This window comes from Streptomyces sp. NPDC054841, assembly GCF_053611045.1.
The window spans coordinates 1-5,208 of the sequence record NZ_JBSGZO010000096.1 but is presented as its reverse complement, the minus strand read 5'-3'; the positions used below and the strand labels follow the sequence as shown (position 1 = coordinate 5,208).

The 5,208-nt window shown below is 73.4% G+C and carries 3 protein-coding genes; all 3 read right to left on the bottom strand.

Going from position 1 to position 5,208, the window contains the following annotated elements:
• Positions 1-41 precede the first annotated feature (41 nt).
• The 3 genes from ACWGI8_RS15720 to ACWGI8_RS15710 all read right to left on the bottom strand — a co-directional run bounded on the left by ACWGI8_RS15720 (position 42) and on the right by ACWGI8_RS15710 (position 4,745).
• Positions 42-941 (bottom strand): phosphoribosylaminoimidazolesuccinocarboxamide synthase, encoded by a 900-nt coding sequence (locus ACWGI8_RS15720; RefSeq protein WP_453661267.1) that lies wholly within the window; start codon positions 939-941, stop codon positions 42-44.
• Positions 942-1,016: 75 nt separating this feature from the next.
• The gene (locus ACWGI8_RS15715) at positions 1,017-2,534 is read right to left on the bottom strand and encodes a N,N-dimethylformamidase beta subunit family domain-containing protein (protein ID WP_453661265.1); all 1,518 of its coding nucleotides are present in this window, start codon (positions 2,532-2,534) and stop codon (positions 1,017-1,019) included.
• Positions 2,535-2,921: 387 nt separating this feature from the next.
• Positions 2,922-4,745, bottom strand: a complete 1,824-nt coding sequence (locus ACWGI8_RS15710) for a hypothetical protein (RefSeq protein ID WP_453661264.1) — start codon at positions 4,743-4,745, stop codon at positions 2,922-2,924.
• Positions 4,746-5,208 lie beyond the last annotated feature (463 nt).

Sequence of the window (5,208 nt, the reverse complement as noted above, 5' to 3'; positions counted from 1 at the left end):
CCAAGACGCCCCCGGCCGGTCGGCCGGGGGCTTCTTCGTGTCTACGACCAGCTCGTGCCGGTCAGCAGCTCGTACGCCTCCACGTACTTGGCGCGGGTCGCGTCCACGACCTCCTGCGGCAGGGCCGGCGGCGGCTGCTCGCTCTTCCGGTCCCAGCCGGAGGCCGGCGAGGTCAGCCAGTCGCGTACGTACTGCTTGTCGTACGAGGGCTGGGCGCGACCCGGCTGCCACTGGTCGGCGGGCCAGAAGCGCGAGGAGTCCGGGGTCAGCACCTCGTCCGCGATGATCAGCCGGTCGCCTTCGAAGCCGAACTCGAACTTGGTGTCCGCGAGGATGATCCCGCGCTCGCGGGCGATGTCCCGAGCCCGGCCGTAGACCGCGAGGGTCGTCCGGCGCAGCAGGGCCGCGGTCTCGGCGCCGACCTGGTGCGCGACCACCTCGTACGACACGTTCTCGTCGTGGTCGCCGACGGCGGCCTTCGTCGCGGGGGTGAAGATCGGGGCGGGGAGCTCGGATCCGTCGACGAGACCCTCGGGGAGCGCGAGGCCGCAGACCGTACGGGAGTCGTTGTACTCGACGAGACCCGAGCCGGTGAGATAGCCGCGGGCGACGCACTCGACCTGCACCATGTCCAGGGCCTTGCAGATCAGGGTGCGCCCGGCCCAGTCGGCCGGGGCGCCGGCCGGGAGGTCGGTGGAGATCACATGGTTGGGGACGAGGTCCGCGAGGAGGTCGAACCACCAGAGGGACAGCTGGGTGAGCACCCGCCCCTTGTCGGGGATCTCGGTGGGCAGCACCCAGTCGTACGCGGACATGCGGTCGCTCGCGACCATCACGAGGTCACCGGCCTCGGTCTCGTACAGGTCGCGCACCTTGCCCGTGTGGAGGTGGGTCAGACCCGGAACCTGAAGCGGCTCGGGCTTTTCTACAAATCCGGACACGGTTCCTCCGCGTAGGTTGATCCAGGAGCGCTTCGATTCTCCCGTACGGGACGCGGACCGGCGCGGACGGGGTCGTCAGTCGCGCTTGCAGATCCGGTCGAGGAGATTGGCGGTCGCGCGCTGGATGCGGGTGTCCACATGGCCGGGGCGGTCGAGGGCCGGGGACCAGGCGAAGGTGCCGGAGGCGAAGACCAGGGCGCCCGAGGGGGCCCGGTAGAGGGACGTCTCCTGGTGGCGGGTCGTTCCCTCGCCGTCCTGGTAGGGCGAGTGGGCGAGCAGGATGCGGCCCTGGTGCTCGGGGAGCGGGGTCCGCGGGAAGTAGCGGTCGGCCTCGCCCGCGACCAGGCCCGGGATCTCGTCGCCGTCATCCGCGCCCGTCGCATCCCAGAGCCAGTGTTCGGCGTTGCGCACCACCATGGGCTGGGGCTCGGGGACGCGGCCCGCGTACTGGATGCCGAGCAGCTGCTGCTCGGCGCGGTCGACGTCGCGCCAGAGGGCGGAGCGGCCGGGGCCGCGCCGCTTGCGGCAGGTGAGCAGCCGGTCGGCGATCCCGGACGCGGAGGGGCCGAGCTCGACCTGCCAGTACATGGTGTTGGCGGAGAGGAAGACCAGGGACGTGCCGTGCTCGCGGGCGAGCTCGACGGTACGCCGCATCGGCACCGACCAGTACTCGTCGTGGCCGGGGAACACCAGGCCCCGGTAGCGGGTGGGGTCGACCAGCCCGGCGTGCAGATCGCGGGCGTCGGCGTACGCGAGGTCGTAGCCGTAGCGCTCGGCCCAGCGGATGAAGTCGTACGCGTGCCCCACATGGAGGGGGAGTCCCGCGCCCGCGTACGGACGGTCGAAGGAGACCGTGGTCGCGGCGTCCTCCTCGCCGAGGAGCCGGCCGTGGTCGTCCCAGGCGTGGTAGAGGCTGGCGCCGGTCCGCCCGTCTTCCGGGTAGAGGTTGTACGCCTGCCAGGTGATGTCGGGGAGGAGCAGGAGCAGATCGGCCGGATGGCTGTCGCGGACGGTGAAGGGGATGTGCGAGCGGTAGCCGTCGGCGGTGGTGAGCACGGCGACGTACGCCCCGACCGACCAGTAGGACGGGATCTGCAGTCGCCAGGACAGCCACCAGTGGTGGCAGGAGACCGTGCGGTCGGCGGCGAGCGGGGCGGGCTGGACGATGCCGGAGAGCCGCGGGCTGGTGGTGATCTTGGCGGCGCCGTCGCCGCCGTAGTGGCCGATGCGGTAGACGTCGACGGAGAACTGCTGGGGCGGGTCCACCGTCACATGGAAGTCGATGGCCTCGCCGGGGGCGACGGCACCGGTGGACGCGAAGCCCTTGATCTGGCGGTACACGTCGTCGGCGGTACGGGGGCCGCGGGCGCGTTCGCCGCGCGTGCTGCTGCCGCGCGTGCCCTTGTCTCCGTCGGGTGCCGGGTCCGGGTCCGCGTACCAGGGGACCACGTGGCCGGTGTCGTCGAAGTACTGCTCGCTGCCGCGCAGCCAGGGCAGGGGGCCCTGGCCGAAGGGGTCGGTGACGGCGTGGGCGAGGGCGCCCGATTCCCACCGTCGGATCTGTTCCGCACGCCGGATCTGTTCCGCCCCCATGCTGCGCCCCTCCCTCGCTTCCCGTGACCAGTTCTGGTGAGACCGTGAGACCGGTGTTTGTGAGACCGGTTGGTGCGACGACTGTCAGCGCCGGTCCAAGCACATCACATAACGCACTCACTCCGTCACCGTTCGTCGCGAATTGACGTGAAAGGGAGCACTCCATTCCGCGTGTCGTGTGCGTCCGTGCGCCGTGTGACGTGTGTGCGGGCCGCGCGACGTGTGTGGGGAAAGGGCGGGTCCAGGGGCGCGGCGGGAGCGGCGGGAGCGGCGGGAGCGGCGGGAGCGGCGGGAGCGGCGGGAGCGGCGGGAGCGGCGGGGAGGCTCGCTGTACGGGGGAGGCTCTCCGTACACGGGACAGGCTCGGCGCGTCGCCGGGACCGGTGGTCAGACCAGACGTACGGGCTTCTCGGGGCGGATCCCGGCCGTCGCGAGCCATGCGCGCAGCGGCTCCGGGTCGCCGTCCTCGACCAGGCTCAGCACGCGGGCGCCCAGGTCCGTACGGCGCTCACCTCCGATCAGCAGGGCCGGGCCGTCGAGCCAGTCCATGCCCGGGCAGGCGCCTGCGGTGTCGACGGCCGCGCAGCAGACCATCGCGGTGACATGATCGGCGAGCAGCTCACGGGCCGTACGGGGCGGCTGGAGCGGGACGAGCGGCAGCGGGTCCGTGCCCCAGATGGCCACGGCGCCTCCCGCGGGGTCCGCGACGGGCGGCGCGGCCGACCACTCGCGGGCGGCCTCTTCGCGGGCCACGTCCGCGCTGATCCCGGCGGCGAGGGCATCGCCAGGTGAGCCCAAGGAATCGGCGGGCGCGCCATCGGACGAGTCGGCGGACGCGCCGGCGGGCACGTCATCGGACGCGTCGGCAGAGACGTCGGCAGAGGCGTCGGCGGAGGCATGGCCGCGGGTGCCCGAGCCTGTGCCTGCGCGTATGCCGGTGCCGGTGCCGGAGCCGGTGGGTATGCCGGAGCCGGAGCCTGTGCCGGAGAGGTGCTCCATCACCCGGGCGAGGGTCGGGCCTGCCGCCGCACCGGCGGCGGGGCGCACCCCCATCGCGTCGAGGACCCGGTGCAGCCTGGCTGCTTCCGTACGCCATTTCCGGTCCACGACCTCTTCCGGGTACTGCTGCCAGTCCACCGGGGACCAGTCGGGTCCGGCTTCGGCCGGGCCGCCGTGGAAAAGGCGCGCGGCCAGCAGCGACGCGGCTTCGTCGACCGCGCCCGGCTCCTCCAGCAGATCGCAGGCGGGGCGCTCACCGAGCCGGGACGTGAAGCCCTCCGCCAGCCGGTCGCGGCGGGACAGCTCGGTCAGCGCCGAGACGACTCCCGCGTCGAGACGGCTCGGCCATCGCCCCATCCGCCAGGCGGGCAGTGCGACACGGGTCAGCAGCCGGTCCCAGCCCGCGTAGGCGAGGCCGACCTGCTCCTGGGCGACGATCCGCAGACCGTAATCCACAGCCTGTGCACGCTCGGACGCGGCAGCGGCGACCCCCCGTTCCATCTCGGTGGCATGGCCGCGACAGCCGCGCAGCAGCAGCCGGGTCACCCGGCCGACGAGGCCGAGGGCGAAGCGACGCATCAGGCCGGGACCGGGATCGGCGGCGAGCCCCACCGCGGCGTCGAGGCCGCGGACGAAACGGCGGGCGGCGGCTATGTCCGGATGCGCGGACGGCCCCGTACCGGCGACGACCGGGGCGAGCACGGCCCGCAGCTCGGCGACCCGCATCCACCACAGGAACGGGGAGCCGATGACCAGGACCGGCGCGTCGTCACGGACCGCACGGCGCGGGGCGTGTGCCAGATGCGTACGGTCCTCCAGCCAGCTGTCGCAGTCCGGCGTGAGGGCTATCGAGGAGGGCGCCGGCACATCCATGCGGTCCGCCAGGTCCTCCACCAGCTGGTACAGATCCGGGGCGGACTTCTCGGCCAGTTGCACCGTCGGGCTGACGGCCGGCCTGGCCCGGGCGATCACCGTGGCGACGGCCGCGGCGGCCAGGAGAACGACCACCGCGGTGGACGTCACCACCCAGCGGGCGGTGTCCCAACTCCCGCCGTCGATCCGGCCCGTGGCTCCGCCGACGAGCAGCACGACGGCCACGGCGGCGGGCAGCAGCGCGACAGCCAGCGCCCTGCTGCGAACACGCAGCACGGCGAGGGCCCGGGAGCGCGCAGCCAGCACGCCCGCCTCCTCACCGACAACGGTTCCGGACACGGCCGGACTCACCCCCTCTGCCCTGCGGCGTCGTTGCTCACTCCCCCACCATGGCACCCGCGGCCGACATCGCAATGCCGGTGGGCCAAGTGCCGGAACGCTTGCGCCGCACCCTAGTTGGGGCTCGGGCGGCCGTCATCCGGATGGGGCAGCGGTCACTCGATGGAATGCCTTTGGTCAAAGGTGCTGACATGTGCGCGCGGGGCCTTGCAGGCCCCCGGGCCGCGAGTCGGACGGGGCCGGGGCGCGCGGCCGCAGGGCCGGCCGCTCGGGCGGGCGAATGCTCGACCGGGGGCCGAGTGGACGTCGGCCGGACGCCGGACGCCGGACGCCGTCGCAGGGCAGCGGGGGGTTATCGGGCAGACGGAGGGATCGGGGCGGCCGTTCGGGGCCGGTGCCCCGGGCGGGGGATTCGTGCCCGGTGCCCGGGCGAGCGTTCGGGGCCCGTGCCCCGAGCCGGGGG